Origin of the sequence: Halomonas stenophila (assembly GCF_014192275.1) — a bacterium.
Lineage (GTDB): Bacteria > Pseudomonadota > Gammaproteobacteria > Pseudomonadales > Halomonadaceae > Halomonas > Halomonas stenophila.
Map to the genome: position 1 here is coordinate 22,923 of NZ_JACHXR010000005.1, position 18,356 is coordinate 41,278.

The 18,356-nt window shown below is 68.0% G+C and carries 16 protein-coding genes and 1 riboswitch; of the genes, 12 read left to right on the forward strand and 4 right to left on the reverse strand.

Going from position 1 to position 18,356, the window contains the following annotated elements; genetic code table 11:
* Window positions 1-52 precede the first annotated feature (52 nt).
* The gene (locus tag FHR97_RS10270) at window positions 53-973 is read left to right on the forward strand and encodes a DUF808 domain-containing protein (RefSeq protein ID WP_343065587.1); all 921 of its coding nucleotides are present in this window, start codon (window positions 53-55) and stop codon (window positions 971-973) included.
* A gap of 1 nt (window position 974) precedes the next feature.
* Complete coding sequence (gene zapE / locus FHR97_RS10275) at window positions 975-2,171, forward strand: cell division protein ZapE (RefSeq protein ID WP_246403928.1); 1,197 nt, start codon at window positions 975-977, stop codon at window positions 2,169-2,171.
* Between the two features lie 18 nt (window positions 2,172-2,189).
* On the opposite strand, the gene FHR97_RS10280 is transcribed toward zapE, so the two are convergent.
* Window positions 2,190-2,639, reverse strand: coding sequence for an alpha amylase C-terminal domain-containing protein (locus FHR97_RS10280; protein WP_183383717.1), 450 nt, complete (start codon window positions 2,637-2,639; stop codon window positions 2,190-2,192).
* A gap of 245 nt (window positions 2,640-2,884) precedes the next feature.
* On the opposite strand from FHR97_RS10280, the gene malE reads away from it, so the two are divergent.
* The 3 genes from malE to malG all read left to right on the forward strand — a co-directional run bounded on the left by malE (window position 2,885) and on the right by malG (window position 6,635).
* On the forward strand, window positions 2,885-4,081 hold the full coding sequence (gene malE, locus FHR97_RS10285) for a maltose/maltodextrin ABC transporter substrate-binding protein MalE (protein ID WP_183383718.1): 1,197 nt from the start codon (window positions 2,885-2,887) through the stop codon (window positions 4,079-4,081).
* Window positions 4,082-4,156: 75 nt separating this feature from the next.
* Window positions 4,157-5,731: a maltose ABC transporter permease MalF gene (gene malF / locus FHR97_RS10290; protein WP_183383719.1), complete on the forward strand. Its 1,575-nt coding sequence runs from the start codon at window positions 4,157-4,159 to the stop codon at window positions 5,729-5,731.
* Window positions 5,732-5,744: 13 nt separating this feature from the next.
* The gene (gene malG / locus FHR97_RS10295; RefSeq protein ID WP_183383720.1) at window positions 5,745-6,635 is read left to right on the forward strand and encodes a maltose ABC transporter permease MalG; all 891 of its coding nucleotides are present in this window, start codon (window positions 5,745-5,747) and stop codon (window positions 6,633-6,635) included.
* 89 nt (window positions 6,636-6,724) lie between these two features.
* Here the strand turns inward: malG and FHR97_RS10300 are convergent, their stop codons facing one another.
* A complete protein-coding gene (locus tag FHR97_RS10300) occupies window positions 6,725-7,501 on the reverse strand; it encodes a triose-phosphate isomerase (protein ID WP_183383721.1) in 777 nt (258 codons plus the stop codon).
* 50 nt (window positions 7,502-7,551) lie between these two features.
* Window positions 7,552-8,346 (reverse strand): TIM barrel protein, encoded by a 795-nt coding sequence (locus FHR97_RS10305; RefSeq protein WP_183383722.1) that lies wholly within the window; start codon window positions 8,344-8,346, stop codon window positions 7,552-7,554.
* Window positions 8,347-8,531: 185 nt separating this feature from the next.
* Here FHR97_RS10305 and FHR97_RS10310 point away from each other — a divergent pair, with 185 nt between their 5' ends.
* The 7 genes from FHR97_RS10310 (at window position 8,532) to FHR97_RS10340 (ending at window position 17,386) form a co-directional block, all read left to right on the forward strand.
* Window positions 8,532-9,515 (forward strand): sugar-binding transcriptional regulator, encoded by a 984-nt coding sequence (locus tag FHR97_RS10310; protein WP_183383723.1) that lies wholly within the window; start codon window positions 8,532-8,534, stop codon window positions 9,513-9,515.
* A 231-nt stretch (window positions 9,516-9,746) separates the two neighbouring features.
* The gene (locus tag FHR97_RS10315; protein ID WP_183383724.1) at window positions 9,747-11,309 is read left to right on the forward strand and encodes an FGGY-family carbohydrate kinase; all 1,563 of its coding nucleotides are present in this window, start codon (window positions 9,747-9,749) and stop codon (window positions 11,307-11,309) included.
* A gap of 37 nt (window positions 11,310-11,346) precedes the next feature.
* The gene (locus FHR97_RS10320; protein WP_183383725.1) at window positions 11,347-12,936 is read left to right on the forward strand and encodes a glycerol-3-phosphate dehydrogenase; all 1,590 of its coding nucleotides are present in this window, start codon (window positions 11,347-11,349) and stop codon (window positions 12,934-12,936) included.
* Window positions 12,937-12,992: 56 nt separating this feature from the next.
* The gene (locus FHR97_RS10325; RefSeq protein WP_183383726.1) at window positions 12,993-13,649 is read left to right on the forward strand and encodes a DUF2291 family protein; all 657 of its coding nucleotides are present in this window, start codon (window positions 12,993-12,995) and stop codon (window positions 13,647-13,649) included.
* Between the two features lie 33 nt (window positions 13,650-13,682).
* Complete coding sequence (locus tag FHR97_RS10330; RefSeq protein ID WP_183383727.1) at window positions 13,683-15,224, forward strand: sugar ABC transporter ATP-binding protein; 1,542 nt, start codon at window positions 13,683-13,685, stop codon at window positions 15,222-15,224.
* Between the two features lie 26 nt (window positions 15,225-15,250).
* The gene (locus FHR97_RS10335; protein WP_183383728.1) at window positions 15,251-16,354 is read left to right on the forward strand and encodes an ABC transporter permease; all 1,104 of its coding nucleotides are present in this window, start codon (window positions 15,251-15,253) and stop codon (window positions 16,352-16,354) included.
* 72 nt (window positions 16,355-16,426) lie between these two features.
* Window positions 16,427-17,386: a D-ribose ABC transporter substrate-binding protein gene (locus tag FHR97_RS10340; protein WP_183383729.1), complete on the forward strand. Its 960-nt coding sequence runs from the start codon at window positions 16,427-16,429 to the stop codon at window positions 17,384-17,386.
* Window positions 17,387-17,583: 197 nt separating this feature from the next.
* Here the strand turns inward: FHR97_RS10340 and FHR97_RS10345 are convergent, their stop codons facing one another.
* The gene (locus FHR97_RS10345; protein ID WP_183383730.1) at window positions 17,584-18,063 is read right to left on the reverse strand and encodes a 6,7-dimethyl-8-ribityllumazine synthase; all 480 of its coding nucleotides are present in this window, start codon (window positions 18,061-18,063) and stop codon (window positions 17,584-17,586) included.
* Between the two features lie 75 nt (window positions 18,064-18,138).
* Window positions 18,139-18,315, reverse strand: a riboswitch (FMN riboswitch).
* Window positions 18,316-18,356: the final 41 nt, after the last annotated feature.

Here is an 18,356-nt window from a genome sequence, read left to right on the forward strand (position 1 = left end):
GCCGGAGGCGGTTATGCTGGTGGCAGCCGATTCACTGCCAAAGGAGGCCTCCGTGGCCGGTAGCAGCCTGCTGACCCTGATCGACGATATCGCCACCATCCTCGACGACGTCTCCCTGATGACCAAGGTGGCGGCCAAGAAGACCGCCGGGGTGCTGGGCGACGACCTGGCCCTCAACGCCCAGCAGGTCACCGGGGTCGATGCCGACCGCGAGCTGCCGGTGGTCTGGGCGGTGGCCAGGGGCTCGCTGCTCAACAAGGTGATCCTGATTCCCGCGGCGCTGCTGATCAGCGCCCTGCTGCCGCCCCTGGTGACGGTGCTGCTGATGCTGGGCGGGGCCTACCTGTGCTATGAGGGAGCCGAGAAGTTGGCCCACAAGTTCCTGCATGGCGAGGAAGACGAGGCGGAGCATGCCCGCCGCGTCGAGGCCCTGGCCAGCGAGACCGTCGATATGCGCGAATTCGAGCGGGAGCGCATCAAGGGCGCCATCCGCACCGACTTCATCCTCTCCGCCGAGATCATCGTCATCACCCTGGGCACCGTGGCCGGGGCCGCCCTGGGCCAGCAGGTGGCGGTGCTGGTCGGGATCGCGGCGCTGATGACCGTCGGGGTCTACGGGCTGGTCGCCGGCATCGTCAAGCTCGACGACCTGGGCCTCTACCTCAGTCGTCGCGAGGGGGCCCTGGCCGGCCTGGGGCGTGGCCTGGTGGCCGGTGCCCCCTACCTGATGAAGCTGCTCTCGGTGGTCGGCACCGTGGCCATGTTCCTGGTCGGTGGCGGCATCCTCAGCCATGGCATTCCCGCCGTGCACCATGTCGTCCAGGGCGTCGCCGAGGTCGAGCTGGCGGTGCCCGGACTCGATGCCATCGTCCATGGCCTGGGCCCGATGCTGCTCAACCTGGTGTTCGGCCTCGTCGTCGGGGCCGTGGTGCTGGGCGGGGTGACGCTGATCCAGCAACTGCGTCGGCGCTGAAATGGCCAGTGATCAAGGGGGACTCGACACCCCGGCGATGCCGGGCGCGATGGAGGCGCGCGAGTCGGAGGACGCTGCCGCGGCTCCCGGCTCGCCGCGCGTCGACTATCGCGAGGCCATCGAGCGGCGCGGCTTCGTCGCCGACGCCGCCCAGTGGCGGGCGGTCGAGGCGCTGGAGGCGACCTTCCAGGCCCTGGCGAGGGGCGACGAGGCGGTACCCGGCGTCTACCTGTGGGGCTCGGTGGGCCGCGGCAAGACCTGGCTGATGGATCGTTTCCATCGCGCCCTGACGGTGCCGGCCAGGCGCCAGCACTTCCATCACTTCATGCGCTGGCTGCATCGACGGCAGTTCCAGCTCTCGGGCACCCCCGATCCGCTGCGCCGCCTGGCCGCCGAGCTCGCCGCGGAGGTCCGGGTGCTGTGCCTGGACGAGCTCTTCGTCAGCGACATCGCCGACGCCATGCTGCTGGGTCGCCTGCTGGGCGCGCTCTTCGAGGAGGGGGTGGTGCTGGTCGTCACCTCCAACCAGGCGCCGGAGCAGCTCTACGCCGACGGCTTCAACCGGGAACGCTTCCTGCCGGCGATCGACGCGATCGTCCGCCATATGGGAGTGGTGCACCTGGACGGCGACGAGGACCATCGCCGCCATCCCGGCCTTGGCCTGCGCCGCTACTGGGTGCATGAGCCGGGGCAGCCCTCCGCCCTGGCCGAGGTCTTCGCGCGGCTCAGCGACGGCCAGGCGAGGGACGGCTCGCCGGTCGAGCTGGGACACCGCGCCATTGCGGTGGAGGCATGCAGCGATGAGGTGCTGTGGTGCCGCTTCGCGGCGCTGTGCGAGCAGCCGCTCTCGGCGCTGGACTTCATCGGCCTCTGCGACCGCTTCCGCCATGTGCTGATCGGCGAGGTCCCGCGCCTCGACGCGGGCCTGCCCGACCGCGACATCGCCCGGGGCACCGAGGATGCCAGCGCCCGGGTCGCCGCCGGCGATCGCGAACTGCCGGCGCTGACCCGCCAGGACGATGGGGTGCGGCGTTTCATCGCCCTGGTCGACGAATGCTACGACCGCGGCGTGCCGCTCTACCTCGAGGCCCGCGTGCCCCTCGAGTCGCTGTATCGCGATGGCCACCTGGCCTTTCCCTTCCGCCGCACCCTGAGTCGGCTGCGCGAGATGCAGCTAGCGCGCTTCGGGGGCGGCTGACGGCCGCCCCGATCGGTGTCATGGCGCGGGCCGGTCGGCGCGCAGCGCCACGGCGGCGTCGCGGGGGACCGCGAACGCGCCCCGGCCCGCCGCGTCCACCGTCACCCGGGTGGCGCAGTCATCCAGCAGGTTGCAGTACTCGCCCGCCGGCAGGCCGGTGTCGAGCGTGGCCGCCCAAGTCGCCTCGGCGCGATTCATGGCCAGGAAGCCGCGGTCGCCGCTGCGCGAGGTCAGCGCATAGCTCACCGGCTGGTAGCGGGCCCACCAGGCCCCGTCGACGCCATCGAGGGCGATATGCTCGTTGGCCGGCGAGACCTGCACGGCGTCGATGCCGGCCGGGCCGAGATGGGTCTCGCACTCGGTGGCGATATCGTCCCAGCGCCATTCGAACAGATGGATCATCACCGCTTGCGCGTCGCCCAGGCGCAGGGGGTCGCCCAGGGAAGGGGAGGTGTCGGTGGCGGCCATGGCTGGCAGGGCCGACAGGGCCAGGGTCGCGGTCAGGGCGATCGAACCTGCCCTCCTCCTGCGGGATGCCCGGCTTCCCCCGCCCTACGCCCCGCCCATACGCCACCCCCGCTCCCCCCGGGGAGGAGGAAGCCCCGCCCCGGATTGACCAGGCTAGGCGCTACCGGCATCCCGTGCCGCCTGCGCGATACGGGGTGACGCCACAACAACACAACACGCCACGACAACACCCGAGGTAGCGACCCATGACCCGACGCCACGCCTTCCTCACCCCGCTGCTGGCCGCCACCCTGAGCGCCGGCGCCGCCCTCCCGGCGATGGCCTTCGAGGACGACCGCCTGACCATCTGGATCGGCGACAACAAGGGCCCCCAGGGCATCCGCGAGGTGGCCGAGCGGTTCACGGCCGACACCGGCATCGCCATCGACATCGTCCACCCCGACGACATGACCAACCGCTTCCAGCAGGCCGCCGGCAGCGGCCAGGGGCCGGACATCGTGATCTTCGCCCACGACCGCATGGGCGAGTGGGCCCAGAGCGGCCTGCTCAAGGCCGTCGCGCCCTCCGACAGCTACCGTGAACGCTACTTCGACTTCACCTGGGACGCCGTCGAGTGGAACGGCGAGACCTACGGCTATCCCATCTCGGTGGAGTCGCTGGGCCTGATCTACAACAAGGCCCTGGTGGAGACACCCCCCGAGAGCTTCGCCGACCTCGCCGCGCTCGACGCCGAGCTCGAGCAGGAGGGCAAGAAGGCGATCCTCTTCAACTATGGCGAACCCTACTTCAGCTGGCCGTTGCTGGCGGCCAATGGCGGCTACCCCTTCCAGCGCACCGAGGAGGGTTATGAGATCGGCGATATCGGGGTCAACAACGCCGGGGCCATGGAAGGGGCACGCCTGCTGCGTGAGTTGATCGAGAGCGGTATGCTGCCCGAGGGCACCGACTACAGCGTCACCGATACGCGGTTCAACAAGGGCGAGGTGGCCACCATGATCAGCGGTCCCTGGGCCTGGAGCAACCTGGAGAAGAGCGGCATCGACTTCGGCGTGGCGCTGCTGCCCAGGGTCGGCGACGAGCGGGCCAAGCCGATGTTCGGGGTGATGGCCGCGATGATCAACTCGGCCTCGCCCAACGACTTCCTGGCCACCGAGTTCCTCGAGAGCTACCTGCTCGAGGAGCAGGGCCTGCGCACCTTCAACGGCGATGGTTCGCTGGGCGCCATGGCCCACAAGGCCTACCAGCAGGACCTGGAGAGCGATCCGCGGATCGCCGCGACCCTGGCCAATGCCGAGATCGGCGAGCCGATGCCGAACATTCCCGAAATGGGCGCCTTCTGGTCGGCCATGGGGCCGGCGCTGGAGAACATCGGCAGCGGCCGACAGGCCCCCGAGCCGGCACTGGATGCCGCCGCCGAGCGCATCCGCAACGCCATCGAGTGATGCTCCCCTTCCCGTGTCCATGACCCCGGCCGGCGGTGAACCACCGCCAGGCCGGGGCAGACCGCAGGTGACCCCATGTTTGTGACCAATGCTTCGCGCGGCTTGCCGCGCCATCGCTCCCGCTACCCCGCCGAGCGCTACACCCGCTGGGCGCTGCGCGCCCTGACCGCACTGCTGGTGCTGGCCACGCTATGGCTGGTGGTGGCCTTCCACCTGCGCGGCCAGTGGATGTTCTCGCTGCTGTTCCTGGTGCTGGGGGGCAGCCTGGCGATCGTGTTCGGCAAGCGTGAGCTGATGAGTCATCGCTACATCTTCCCGGCACTGGCCGGGATGGGCGTGTTCGTGATCTTCCCGCTGGTCTATACCATCGGCATCAGCTTCAGCAACTACAGCTCGAGCAACCTGCTCAGCGAGGAGCGGGTGCGGGCCCAGTTCCTCGGCCAGACCTACCAGGCCGAGGGACAGGCCTTCGACTTCCAACTGGTCCGTGAGGGCAATCGGACGCGCCTCTATCTGGAGGCCAAGGGCGCCGGCGACCTGGAGGGCGCGCGGCAACTGGTGTCCAGGCCGCTGGCGCACGCCGAGGCAGGGCAACCCCTGGCGGTCGAGCCGGCCCAGGCGGCCCCGTCGGGCGAGGCGCTGGGCATCCGCGAGGTGATCGCCCTGCGCGATGCCCTCGAGGCCCTGACCCTGGTGACGCCGGACGGCACCGAGCTCAAGATGTCCGGCCTGCGCAGCTTCGCGCCGATGCTGCCGCGCTTTGCCGAGAACCCCGACGGCAGCCTGACCGACCGGCGCGACGGCGGCATCCTGACGCCCGACCACGAGCACGGCTTCTTCGTCACCGAGGACGGCGAGCGGCTCACCCCCGGCTGGCCGGTGGCGGTGGGCCTGGACAACTACACCAGTATCTTCACCGACCCGGACATTCGCGGGCCCTTCCTGCAGATCTTCGTCTGGACCTTTGTCTTCGCCGGGCTGACGGTGGTGTTCACCCTGGCGGTGGGCTTCGTGCTGGCGTCGCTGCTGCAGTGGGAGCATCTGCGCGGCAAGGCCCTCTACCGCACCCTGCTGATCCTGCCCTATGCGGTGCCGGCCTTCATCTCGATCCTGATCTTCAAGGGCATGTTCAACCAGAACTACGGGGAGATAAACCTGATCCTCGAGAACCTGTTCGGCATCAGCCCCGACTGGTTCACCGATCCGGCGCTGGCTCGCACCATGCTGCTGATCGTCAACACCTGGCTGGGCTATCCCTACATGCTGCTGCTGTGCATGGGGCTGATCCAGTCGATCCCCCGCGACCTCTTCGAGGCCTCGGCGGTGGACGGCGGCGGGCCGCTGACCAACGTGTTCAGGATCACCCTGCCGCTGATCCTCAAGCCGCTGACGCCGTTGCTGATCGCCGCCTTCGCCTTCAACTTCAACAACTTCGTGCTGATCGCCCTGCTCACCGAAGGGAGCCCGGACATCCTCGGCGCGAGCACGCCGGCGGGCACCACCGACCTGCTGGTCAGCTACACCTACCGCATCGCCTTCCAGGATGCCGGCCAGAACTTCGGCCTGGCGGCGGCCATCGCCACCCTGATCTTCCTGCTGGTGGTCGGCCTCTCGGCGCTCAACCTGCGCCTGTCCAAGGTCAAGGTCTAAGAGGAGTCGTCTCATGGCCATGGTTCAACCCCGTTCCATCCGCGCCCGCAAGCTGGGCGCCCATCTGGCGCTGCTGGGCTTCGTCGCCATGGTGGTGTTCCCGTTGCTGCTGGTGATCTCGATCTCCTTCCGCGAGGGCAACTTCGCCACCGGCAGCCTGATCCCCGAGCGCTTCTCGCTCGAGCATTGGGCGCTGGCCTTCGGCATCCCCTGGGAGCGAGCCGACGGCAGCGTCGTCCAGCCGCCGTTCCCGGTGCTGCTATGGCTGTGGAACTCGATCAAGGTGGCGGTGGTGTCCTCGTTGATGATCCTGGCGCTCTCCACCACCAGCGCCTATGCCTTCGCGCGGATGCGCTTCAAGGGCAAGGCGCCGATCCTCAAGGGCATGCTGATCTTCCAGATGTTCCCGGCGGTCCTCTCGCTGGTGGCCCTCTACGCGCTGTTCGATCGCCTGGGGCAACTGGTCCCGTGGCTGGGCATCAATACCCATGGCGCGCTGATCCTGGCCTCGCTGGGCGCGGTGGCGCTGCATATCTGGACGATCAAGGGCTACTTCGAGTCCATCGACGGCTCGCTGGAGGAGGCGGCGATGGTCGACGGCGCCAGCACCTGGCAGGCCTTCCGGCATATCCTGCTGCCGCTGTCGGTGCCGATCCTGGTGGTGGTGTTCATCCTCGCCTTCATCATGTCGATCATGGAATACCCGATGGCCTCGGTGCTGCTGCTCGACGAGGACAAGCTGACCCTGGCCGTCGGCGCCCAGCAGTACCTCGCCGAGCACAACCAGCGCTGGGGCGACTTCGCCGCCGCCGCGGTGCTCTCGGGACTGCCCATCACCCTGGTCTTCCTGTTCTGCCAGCGCTGGATCGTCGGCGGGCTGACCTCGGGAGGCGTCAAGGGCTGAGTCGTCTCGATCCCTGCTTCCTCGTCCCTTCCGGGACTCTCGCTTCCCCGGCCTCGCGCCGGGGTTTTTTTATGTCTGGTGCCGGGACCTCAGGCCAGGGGTCGCCGGACCTCGAGGACGCGCTCGGCGATGCCGAGCAGTCCCTCCGGCTGCCAGGCGCTGCGACCGATGAACAGGCCGGCGACCTCGGGCAGGGCGGCAAGCTCGGCACAGTTGGCGAGGTTGACGCTGCCGCCGTAGAGCACCGGCAGGGGAGTGCCTTGGGCCGTGGTCGGCAGCGCCTCGCGGATCCGGCGGTGCATCCAGCCGGCATCCTCGGCGGTGGCGGGAGTGCCGTGCTCGCCGATGGCCCATACCGGCTCGTAGGCAATCAGCACGCGGTTCATGGCCTCGTCGGGAACGTCACTCAGGGCGATCCGGCACTGGCGGATCACGGTGTCGGCGGCCACGCCCAGGGCCTTCTCCTCGGCGGTTTCGCCCACGCAGATCAGCGGTCTGAGCCCCTGGGCCAGGGCGGCCTTGACCTTGCGGTTGATCGCCGTGTCGGTCTCGTTGAAGGACTCGCGCCGCTCGGAGTGCCCCAGCTCGACGATGTCGGCGCCGCAGTCCCGGACCATCGGCGGCGACACCTCCCCGGTGTAGGCGCCGGAATCGGCCCAGTGCATATTCTGGGCGCCGACCATCACCGGCGTATCGGCCAGGGCCCGGCACACCTCGCTCAGCGCGGTGAAGGGTGGAATCACGAAACCTTGCATCCGCGGGTCGCGCAGCAGTTCGGCGTCCCGCAGGGCGGCGCAGTAGTCGGCGGCCTCGCCCAGCGTCTTGTTCATCTTCCAGCTGGTGCCTAACCAGAATGGCGTGGTCATGATGGATTTCCTCGTGTGGTCAGTCGGTGTCGTCGATGCCGTAACGCACGTCAGGCGTGGCGGATGCCGTAGTCGCGGATCCACTCGAGCGACGCCTCGGTCTCGGTACTGGGGCTGTACTCCAGCGAGATGAAACGATCGAAGGCCATGCGCTCCAGCTCGCCGAACAGGTAGCGGTAGTTGATCTCCCCGGTGCCCGGTTCGTGGCGTCCTGGATTGTCCGCCAGCTGGACGAAACCGATGCGATCCAGGTGACCGCGCAGTGTCTCGATGAGCTCTCCCTCAGAGCGTTGCATCTGATAGAAGTCGTACTGGATCAACAGGTTGGGATGGTTGACGGCATCCTGCAGGGCCACCGCCTGAGCCGTTTTGACCAGCGGGTAGCCGGGGTGCGTGAGGGGGTTGAGTGGTTCCACCAACAAGCGGATGCCGGCCTGGGCGGTGGCCTCGGCGGCATGGCGCAGGTTGTCGACCAGAGTCCGCTGCTGTAGCTCCTGTGACATGTCCGGGCGCGGATAGCCCAGCGGGCAGTTGAGTTGTCTGGCGCCCAGCCGGGTGGCGATCTCGATGGTGGTGTCGAGCCCCCGCAAGAACTCGGCGGTGCGATCCGGCAGCACCGCGATGCCCCGCTCACCCGCCTCCCAGTCACCTCCCGGCAGGTTGAAATGAATGATCCCTACGCCGGCCCGGGTCGCGGCATCGCGGATCTCCTCGAGGCGCTCGCAGAACGGATAGGGGTTATGGAACTCCACGTAGCGAAAGCCCGCGGCACGGGCTCGGGCGAAGCGCTCGAGGAAGGGCACCTCGGTGAACATGAACGTCAGATTGGCGGCGAGCTTGAGCACGCTGACCTCCCGCTTTGTCGTTGTTGGTGTGGCCCGCTCCGCCGTGTCGTGGCGCCGTCAGGCCGGCGATGGAGGGGCTTTCGCGGCTGTCGCCCCGCACCTGCGGAACGCCTTGACAGCGCCGATAACCTCCTCTAGCGTTATTTTTAACAGCGAACGAACAAAATATCAAAACGGAGAGAGCCATGAAAAACACCACGCCCAGCCATAGTGAGAGTGACCTGGCCCTGAGGGCGGCCTGGCTTTCCTATGTGGGGGGCTATACCCAGGCACAGATCGCCGACCGCCTGAGGGTGTCGCGCATGAAGGTGCACCGGCTGATCGCCGCGGCCCACGAGATGGGCGCGGTGCAGGTGTTCATCAAGGGCTCGCCCGAGGCGTTGCTGACCCTGGAGGACGAACTCAAGCAGCGCATGAATCTCGAGATGTGTTCCGTGGTGCCGGCGATGCCGGTGGAGGAGGGTGCTAACCCCTTCGCCAACCTGGGCATGGCCGCGGCCTATTACCTGAAGAGCCGGCTGGATACCCGGAGCGTCGAGGTGCTGGGGCTGGGTTGGGGGCGCAGCCTGTCGGAGATGGTCAACTGCCTGCCGCAGATGGACTGCTCGGGACTCAAGATGGTCCCGGTGCTGGGCAGCGTGGTACGCAAGATGGCCCTGAACCCCTATGACGTCATCCATCGCCTGGTCGACAAGACCGGCGGCGAGGGCTACCTGCTGCCAGTGCCTCTGTTCGCCGACACCGCCGAGCACAAGCGCGTGCTGATGGAGCAGCGCAGCGTCCAGGACGTCATCAACATCGCCACGTCCGCCGACCTGACCATGGTGGGGCTGGGCGCGGTGCCGTCGCAGGGCCATTCGCTGCTGATGGAACTCGGCGAGATCGACGCCGAGGACGCCCGCCGGCTGCATGAGGCCGGCGCCGAGGCGGAACTGCTGGGCCAGTTCCTGGATGCCCACGGCAATCGGGTGGATGCCGAGATCAACGCCCGCACCCTCGGGCTCGGCCTCGAGCAACTGCACGACCACCACATCATCGCCGTCGCCGGGGGCGAGGAGAAGGTGCGCGCCACCCTCTCGGTGCTGCGCAGCGGGCTGCTCAAGGGACTGATCACCGACGAGGTCGTCGCCCGTGCGGTGCTGGACCTGCTCGACGAGGAGACGGACTAGCCACCACGAGCGCAAGCCGACACACGCCACAGCAACGATAACAACGGAAGACGCGCATGGCCGCCAGGCGAGACGAACGTCGCCGGGCCCGACGATCTTCCTCGATGCACCAGGCGGCGCTGCCTCGCCGGGCCGCACGCCAGCTCACAACAAGAGACAACATCATGTCGAGCCCGACCCACGACAATACCAACGCGCGCTTCGACACCGGCCCCGCTGGGGAGGTGCCCCATGCAGGATGACGTGATCGTCGGTCTGGATGCCGGCACCTCGGTGATCAAGGCGGTGGCCTTCGATCGCCAGGGCTGCGAATTGGCCAAGACCCAGTGCGAAAATCGCCTCGAGACCCTTCCCGACGGGGGCGTCGAGCAGAGTCTGCCGGGCACCTGGGAGGCGGCCCGGGCCACGCTCCAGCGCCTGTTCGCCGACCACCCGGCGCTTGTCCCGCGTCTGGCCGCCATCGCGGTGACCGGACAGGGCGACGGCACCTGGATGATCGACGCCAAGGGCCGGCCCGTGGGGGATGCCCTGCTTTGGCTCGACAGCCGCGCCAGCGACATCGTCTCCCACTGGCGGGCGACCCGTACCGGGCCCGAGACCTACCGGCACACCGGAACCGGGCTCAACCAGTCGATCCAGAGCGGCCAGCTGAGCTGGCTCGAACGTCACGATCCCGAGCGCGTCGCCGCGGCGGCCACCATCTTCCATTGCAAGGACTGGCTGTACTTCTGCCTGACCGGCGACCGCGCCACCGATCCGGCCGAGGCAATGTGGACCTACGGCGACTTCCGCAGCGGCGATTACTCGGACACGGTGCTCAATGCGTTCGGCCTGGACAGGTACCGCGAGCGACTGCCGCGGATCGTCGACGGCAGTCGCGAGCACGGTGTCCTCGGCGCCGAGGTGGCCCGCGAGATCGGCGTGACCGAGGGCACACCGGTGGTGCTGGCACCGGTGGACATGCTGGCCACGGGGCTGGGCGCCGGGGTCTATGAGCCCGGCAAGCGAGTGGCCTGCAGCATCATCGGCACCACCGGGGCTCACCTGTGCGTGCGCGAGGATCCGCGCGATATCGTGCTCAGCAATCAGTCCTGCTACACCATGCCGTGCATCGCGCCCGACACCTGGGTCCAGCTGTGTTCCAACATGGCCGCCACTCTCAACCTGGAGTGGTTCCTCAAGGGGCTGAACCAGATGCTCGAGGCGTTGGGCGAAGCGCCACTGACCGCCGAGGGGCTTCTGCCGAGACTCGACGCGGCGCTGGCCACCACCGAGCCGGGGCGGCTGATCTATCACCCCTTCATCTGCGCCAACGGCGAGCGCGGCCCTTTCTTCAACCCCCGCGCCCGGGCCCAGTTCCTGGGACTCTCCACCGAGGTCAACCATCTGCACATGGCGCGGGCCATCTATGAGGGCGTCGCCTTCGCCGCCCGCGATTGCTACCACGCCCTGGAGGCTCACCCGGAGGAACTGCGGCTGACCGGCGGCGCCGCCCAGAGCAGGACGCTGTGCACCATTCTCGCCTCGGTGATGGGCGTGCCGGTGCGCACCCTGACGCGGGGCGAAACCGGCGCGGCGGGCGCCGCCATGGTGGCAAGCCTGTGCCTGGGGCACCACCGCGATCTGGCCGAGGCCTGCCGGACCTGGGTGACCCCCTTCCTGGCCGAGGAATGCGTGTCGCCCGATCCCGCCCTGCAGAACCTCTACGAGCGACTGTTCGGGGTCTATCGCCGTTCCCACACCAATTCGGATGGCTTCTGGCGCCATCTCGAGCGCGTCAACGCCGAACGCTGAAGCGGTCCACGCCATCCCTCGACAGGAGATAACCACCATGCCCGATTCATCCGCCCAGCCTCGGACCCGCGACCGCCGGCCGCTCTACGACCTGCTGATCATCGGAGCCGGCATCAACGGCGCGGGCTTCGCCCGGGACGCCGCCGGCCGCGGCCTGTCCGTCGCCCTGTGCGAGAAGGACGACCTGGCCCAGGGCACGTCGTCGCGCAGCGGCAAGCTGATCCACGGCGGCCTGCGTTACCTGGAGTACTACGAATTCCGCCTGGTGCGCGAGGCCCTCAAGGAGCGCAGCGTCATGCTCAAGAAGGCGCCGCACATCATCTGGCCGATGCGCTTCGTGCTGCCCCACAGCCCCGAGCAGCGTCCGGCCTGGCTGGTGCGCGCGGGCCTGTTCCTCTATGACCACCTGGGCGGAAAGGACGACCTGCTGCCCGGCAGCCGCGGCCTCGACCTGCGTCGCTGCCCGGAAGGCGAGGCGATCAAGGACGACTATCCCAAGGGCTTCGAGTACGCCGACTGCTGGGTGGACGATGCCCGCCTGGTGGTCCTCAATGCGCTCGACGCCGCGCGTCTCGGGGCCAGGGTCTACACCCGTGCCGCCTGCACCCGGGCGACCCGGCTGGCCGATCACTGGGAGGTAGAGCTCACCGATACCCACAGCGGCGAGGTCAGCACGCTCGCCGCCAGGGCGGTGATCAATGCCGCCGGCCCCTGGGTGGACAAGGTGCTCAAGGGCGCCTTCGACCAGGGTGGCAAGGACCGGGTCAAGCTGGTCAAGGGCAGCCACATCGTGCTGCCCAAGCGCTACGCCACCGCCAACTCCTACCTGCTGCAGAACGACGACAAGCGGGTGATCTTCGTCAATCCCTACGAGGGCGACAAGCTGCTGGTGGGCACCACCGACATCGTCTACGAGGGCGATCCGGACCGGGTGGCGATCGACGAGCGGGAGATCGACTACCTGCTCGGCGTGGTCAATCGCTACTTCGAGACTCCCTATAGCCGGGATGACATCCTGACCAGCTTCTCCGGGATCCGGCCGCTGTTCGATGACTCCCGGGATAATCCCTCGGCGGTGACCCGCGACTACGTCTTCGACGTCTCCGACGCCGGTGGCAAGGCGCCGCTGCTGTCGGTGTTCGGCGGCAAGATCACCACCTACCGCAAGCTCGCCGAGCATGGCCTGGACCAGCTCGCGCCCTACCTTCCGGCGATGGGCAAAAGGTGGAACGAGACCGCGCCGCTGCCCGGCGGCGACATGCCGGGGGCCGACTTCGAGGCCTTCCTCGAGGGCCTCAAGCGCGACTACCCCTGGCTCGAGGCGGCCACCGTCACCCGCTACGCCCGCCTCTACGGCACCATCGCCCGGCGGATCCTCGGCGAGGCCAGGGACTACGCGGACCTGGGCGAGCGCCTGGGGGCCGACCTCTACGCCGCCGAGGCGCGCTATCTGGTCGATCACGAATGGGCGCGCAGCGCCGCCGACATCCTCGAGCGACGCACCAAGCTCTACCTGATCATGAGCGAGTCGGAGACCGAGCGGGTCGAGGCCTGGGTGAGTCGGCAGATCGACGCGCCCGAGAGCGCGAGGGCCGCTGCCGGGGTCGACAGCGTCGCCGCCTCCTGAGCCCGACTTGACGCTCACGCCAGTACCGAGATTCCAACAACAGGAGGTCTTTCACCATGAGTGCGTCAACCAATGCCATATCGCTGCCGCGTCCCGGGAAGGGGCGAGGCCTCGCCGCAGCCATCGGCGTCGCGGTCGTCCTGCTGGGCGCCATGGCCCTGGACACCACGGTCATGACAATCGGCTCCCAGGCGGAGGTCGTCGATGATGGCTTCTCGGCCGAACGTTTCGGGGCGGAGCAGTTTCCCGACGTGCAAGCCAGCGTCGAGGAGCGTGCCGTCGAGGCCACTGAACTGGCCGCCGCCATCGCCAAGGACAAGGCGGCGGCCGGCGAGCGCTACGGCGTGGCGGCCGGCATCGGCCCGGTGGTCCCCGTCCGCTTCTCCGGCGTGGTCGGGGAGGGCAAGGCTGGGATCTACACGGTCGATGTCGAGGGCCTTCCCGGCGACCTGACGATCCGGGTCCAGACCGGGCCGGCCATCAACGGCACCGACCTGCGGGATGCCACCGGCACCATTCAGTTCGGCCAGTTCACCAACCAGATCGAGTACCAGAACGCCGGCGCGGCGATCAACGACGAGATGAAGGCGCAGGTGCTGGCGAGTATCGACACCGGGGAGCTCACCGGCCGGACCATCGCGGTCACCGGTGTCTTCAAGCTGATCAATCCGCGCAACTGGCTGGTGACGCCGGTCAGCCTGAGCGTCCAGTGAGCCCGATTTCCCTGAATGACGGATGAGCATGCCATGAACCCGACATTTCAAGAACAAGACACCATCGACGAGGTCATCCTCTCGGCACGCCATATCGCCAAGTCCTTCGGCAACGTCCATGCCCTGAAGTCGGTGAACTTCGATATCCATCGCGGCCAGGTCACGACCCTGTTCGGCGAGAACGGGGCCGGCAAGTCGACGCTGATGAAGATCCTCTCGGGGGTGTTGCAGCCGACCTCCGGCGAGATCCTCCTGGATGGCCGACCGGTGAGTGTCGCCTCGACCACCGAGGCGCAGCGCCTCGGCATCTCGATCATCCACCAGGAGCTGAGTCTCGCCCCCAATCTCAGTGTGCGCGACAACATCTTCATGGGACGCGAGCTGGGGGGGCGGACCGGCATCGACTACGCCGAGGAGGAGCGCCAGACGCGGTCGTTGATGGAAGAGCTGGATGAGCCCATCGATCCGCTGACGCCGGTGGAAGAACTGCGCCTGGGACAGCAGCAGATCGTCGAGATCGCCCGGGCGCTGTCGGTGAACTCGCGCATCCTGATCATGGACGAGCCGACCTCGGCACTCTCCGCCTCGGAGGTGGAAGTGCTGTTCCGGGTGATCCGCGACCTCAAGAGCCGTGGCGTCTCGATCGTCTACATCTCCCACCATCTCGAGGAAGCCCTCACGATTACCGACCATGCCGTGGTGCTGCGCGATGGCACCATGACGGCCTATGCCCCGCGCCGAGACATCGACCTGGAGTGGATCGTGCGCAACATGGTCGGTGAGGGCTTCGATCTCGGCTCGCCACCCAGCGGTTACGGCATGGGCGAGGTCGCCCTGTCGCTGCGCGAGGTGTCCGTCCCGGACACCTCGCTGCCCGATCGGTCGGCCGTCGATCGGTTGTCGCTGGACGTGCGGGCCGGCGAGATCGTCTGCATCTACGGCCTGATGGGCGCCGGGCGTACCGAGCTGCTCGAGAGTGTCGCCGGCCGTCTTCCCCTGACGGGGGGCAGCGTCGTCCTCGGGGGCCGTGACGTCTCGCGGCTGAGCATCGCCGAGCGCATCGAGCAGGGGCTGGTGCTGGTGCCCGAGGACCGCCAGCGCGACGGGCTTGTGCAGACCATGTCGGTGGGCGAGAACCTGTCGCTGGCCAGTATCGGCGCCTTTACCCACCGGCTGTTCACCTCGCGTCGGGAGGAGCAGGCGGTCGTCGAGGAGTCCATCCGCAACGTGCATATCAAGACCGATGGCGGCAGGGCCGAGATCGGCTCGCTGTCGGGGGGCAACCAGCAGAAGGTCGTCATCGGCAAGATGCTGGCCACCCATCCTGACGTCGTGCTGCTCGATGAGCCCAGCCGTGGCATCGACATCGGCGCCAAGGCCGAGGTCTTTCGGTTGCTCAGCGAGGGCGCCCGGCAGGGGCTGGCCGTGGTCTTCACCACCTCCGAGTTCGGCGAATGCCTGAGCATCGCGCACCGGGTGGTGGTGATGAGTCGCGGCCGGATCGCCGCGGAGTTCGGTGCCGACGTCAGCAAGGCCGAGATCATGGCCGCCTCGGACGAGGCCGTGGCCGCCTGAGCCAACAACCAGTGGAGACCATAACAATGACCCATGCCAGCCAAGCTCAACGCGACACCAAGCCGAATGCCAGCGGTGGCGGACTCGACCTGGGACGCCTGCTGCTCGAGGGCAGGGCGTTCTTCGCCCTGATCGCGATCATCCTCATCTTCTCGATCCTGTCGCCGGTCTACTTCTCGGCGAACAACTTCCTGACCATGTCGTCGCATGTGGCGATCTTCGGCCTGCTGTCCATCGGCATGCTGCTGGTGATCCTCACCGGCGGCATCGACCTGTCGGTGGGGTCCACGCTGGGGTTCGCGGGCGTCTTCGCCGGCTTCCTGATGCAGGGGGTGTCGTTCGAGGCCTTCGGCGTCGTGGTCTATCCGCCGGTGTGGGCGGTCGTCATCCTGACCTGCGCGCTGGGCGCCCTGGTCGGCGCCATCAACGGCGTGCTCATCGCCTGTTTCAAGGTGCCGGCGTTCGTCGCCACCCTGGGCATGCTCTACGTCGCCCGCGGCGTCGCCCTGCTGATGACCGATGGCCTCACCTTCAACAACCTCGGCGGCAGCCCGGAGCTTGGCAATACCGGCTTCGACTGGCTGGGCTTCAATCGGCTGTTCGGCGTACCGGTCGGCGTGCTGATCCTGGCGGCCGTGGCCATCGCCGCCATGCTGGCGCTGTCGCGCACCCCCTTCGGTCGCTGGGTGTATTCCACCGGCGGCAACGCCCGGGCGGCGGAGCTGTCCGGCGTGCCGGTCAAGCGCGTGCAGGTGTCGGTCTATGTGCTGTCGGGGATCTGCGCCGCCATCGCCGGCCTGGTGCTGTCGTCGCAGTTGACCTCGGCGGGGCCGACCGCGGGCACCACCTATGAGCTGACCGCCATCGCTGGCGTGGTCATCGGCGGGGCAGCGCTGACCGGCGGCCGCGGCAACGTGCGGGGTACCCTGCTCGGGGCCTTCGTGATCGGCTTCCTGTCCGACGGGCTGGTGATCATCGGCGTCTCGTCCTACTGGCAAACCGTGTTCACCGGGGCCGTCATCGTGCTCGCCGTGCTGCTCAACAGCATCCAGTACAAGGGCCGCAAGAAGCCGCGCCCGGCGACTTCCGGCGGTCAGACGTCTTCCTCGCCACAGCGTGCCGCGGCCTGACCGGCGCCAACCGCTGTCGCAAACCCAGCCGATGCATCGGCATTACAACCACAACAGTAAGGAAGGTCCACCATGTTCAAGACTGGAAAGCACCTGCTGATCGCCGCCCTCGCCGTAAGCGCGCCGCTCTTCGCCGGCGCCGCTGCGGCCCAGGACAAGGGGCTCATCTCGATCATCGTCAACGATAACTCCAACCCCTACTGGTTCACCGAGGGCAAGATCGCCCGGGAGACCGCCGAGGAGTTGGGCTACGAGGCCAACGTGAGTTCCCACAAGGGGGATACCAATACCGAGAGCCGCCAGATCGATACCGCTATCACCAACCAGGCCGAGGCGATCATCCTCGACCCGGCCAACTCCGACGGCTCCATCGGCGCCGTGCGCAAGGCCGTCGACGCCGGGATCCCGGTGTTCATCGTCAACGCCGAGATCAACCAGCAGGGGCTGGCCGAGGCGCAACTGGTATCCAACAACGCCCAGGGAGCGGCCCTGGGCGCCCAGCAGTGGGTTGCGAGCGTCGGCGAAGGGGCAGGGTACGTCGAACTCAAGGGCGCGCCCTCCGACAACAACGCCGCGACGCGCTCGAACGGCTACCAGACCGTGCTCAGCCAGTACCCGACCCTGGAACGGGTCGGCGTGGACGTCGCCAACTGGGATCGCACCCAGGGCTACAACAAGATGCAGAGCCTGCTGCAGGCCAATCCCGACATCGACGGCGTGATCAGCGGGAACGACGAGATGGCGCTCGGCGCGATCGCCGCACTCAAGGAGGCGGGCAAGCTCGACGAGGTGGTCGTCGGTGGCTTCGATGGCTCACCCGATGCGATCGATGCGGTCAAGGCCGGCGAGATGGCCTACACGGTGCTGCAGCCGGTGGCCATCTTCTCCGAGCAGGCGGTACGCCTGGCGGACCAGTTCATTCGCACCGGCGAGACCGGTCTCGGCAGCGAGAAGAAGCTCTTCGACTGCATGCTGGTCACCTCGGACAACGTGGATCGCTACACCGCGCCCTTCGTACTCGCGCAGCAGTAGCCTACCCCTGGAGGCGGCCATTTCCGCCTCCGCGGTTCCTTCCCTCCGTGCCGCCGGGTCCGCCCGGCGGCGCTTGCGTGTCCAGGGGGCTCCACCCCGTGATCTCGAATCCTGTCCCGGCGATGCCTATGAAGCGACACTGCCCGGCGCGGGGCCGGGCAGTGTCGTGGGGGAGTTCAGAAGGCACGGGGCGTGCGTCAGCCGGCCAGTCGCCGGGCCCGGCGGTGGTTCTCCAGCGTCATGGCGCAGGCATCGGCGGCCTCGCGTCCCTTGATCACGAAGTGCTCGTGGAAGAACGCCGTGTGGGTGGCGTGCTCGTGGAAATGGTGCGGGGTGAGCACCACCGACAGCACCGGCACCTCGGTGTCGAGCTGGACCCGCATCATGCCGTCGATCACCGCCTGGGCAACGAAGTCGTGGCGGTAGATGCCGCCATCGACCACGAAGCCGGCGGCGACGATGGCGGCATAGCGGCCACTGTTGGCCAGCAGCTTGGCCTGCAGGGGGATCTCGTAGGCGCCGGCGACGCTGAAGACCTCGATCCGATCGGCGTCGATGCCGTGCCTCTCGGCGAGGGTGGTCGTGAACGCCTCGCGGGCCTGGCCGACGATATCGTTGTGCCAGCTGGCCTGGATGAAGGCGATGCGGGGGGCGTGACTGGGGGTGGACTGATTCATGGTTTTCCTCGTTGATATCACCAGAATCAGGGCATGCGGGATCGACCGCCAGGCGCCACCGGCACCCGTCGATCGAGCCATTCTCTTCCATCCGGACTATCACCGTCGGCTTCGGAATCACACCGAATCTGCTGACCCCGGTCGTGACCGCGTCGGTGGGGAACCGCACGCCGGCCGTCACGGGCGCTCGCGGGCTGAGGCCAAAGAGCCATTACCGCCGGTGGGGACTTTCACCCCGCCCTGAGAACAATGACCGCGGCCGGGCGCCTGAGGTGCCTGGCCACGGTCGGAAC

Coding starts and splice junctions, on each gene's coding strand:
- FHR97_RS10315 (WP_183383724.1), top strand. CDS start 9,747: ATGCAGGATGACGTGATCGTCGGTCTGGATGCCGGCACCTCGGTGATC.
- FHR97_RS10310 (WP_183383723.1), top strand. CDS start 8,532: ATGAAAAACACCACGCCCAGCCATAGTGAGAGTGACCTGGCCCTGAGG.
- FHR97_RS10300 (WP_183383721.1), bottom strand. CDS start 7,501: ATGACCACGCCATTCTGGTTAGGCACCAGCTGGAAGATGAACAAGACG.
- malE (WP_183383718.1), top strand. CDS start 2,885: ATGACCCGACGCCACGCCTTCCTCACCCCGCTGCTGGCCGCCACCCTG.
- FHR97_RS10345 (WP_183383730.1), bottom strand. CDS start 18,063: ATGAATCAGTCCACCCCCAGTCACGCCCCCCGCATCGCCTTCATCCAG.
- FHR97_RS10340 (WP_183383729.1), top strand. CDS start 16,427: ATGTTCAAGACTGGAAAGCACCTGCTGATCGCCGCCCTCGCCGTAAGC.
- FHR97_RS10325 (WP_183383726.1), top strand. CDS start 12,993: ATGAGTGCGTCAACCAATGCCATATCGCTGCCGCGTCCCGGGAAGGGG.
- FHR97_RS10330 (WP_183383727.1), top strand. CDS start 13,683: ATGAACCCGACATTTCAAGAACAAGACACCATCGACGAGGTCATCCTC.
- FHR97_RS10280 (WP_183383717.1), bottom strand. CDS start 2,639: ATGGCCGCCACCGACACCTCCCCTTCCCTGGGCGACCCCCTGCGCCTG.
- zapE (WP_246403928.1), top strand. CDS start 975: ATGGCCAGTGATCAAGGGGGACTCGACACCCCGGCGATGCCGGGCGCG.
- FHR97_RS10320 (WP_183383725.1), top strand. CDS start 11,347: ATGCCCGATTCATCCGCCCAGCCTCGGACCCGCGACCGCCGGCCGCTC.
- malG (WP_183383720.1), top strand. CDS start 5,745: ATGGCCATGGTTCAACCCCGTTCCATCCGCGCCCGCAAGCTGGGCGCC.
- FHR97_RS10335 (WP_183383728.1), top strand. CDS start 15,251: ATGACCCATGCCAGCCAAGCTCAACGCGACACCAAGCCGAATGCCAGC.
- malF (WP_183383719.1), top strand. CDS start 4,157: ATGTTTGTGACCAATGCTTCGCGCGGCTTGCCGCGCCATCGCTCCCGC.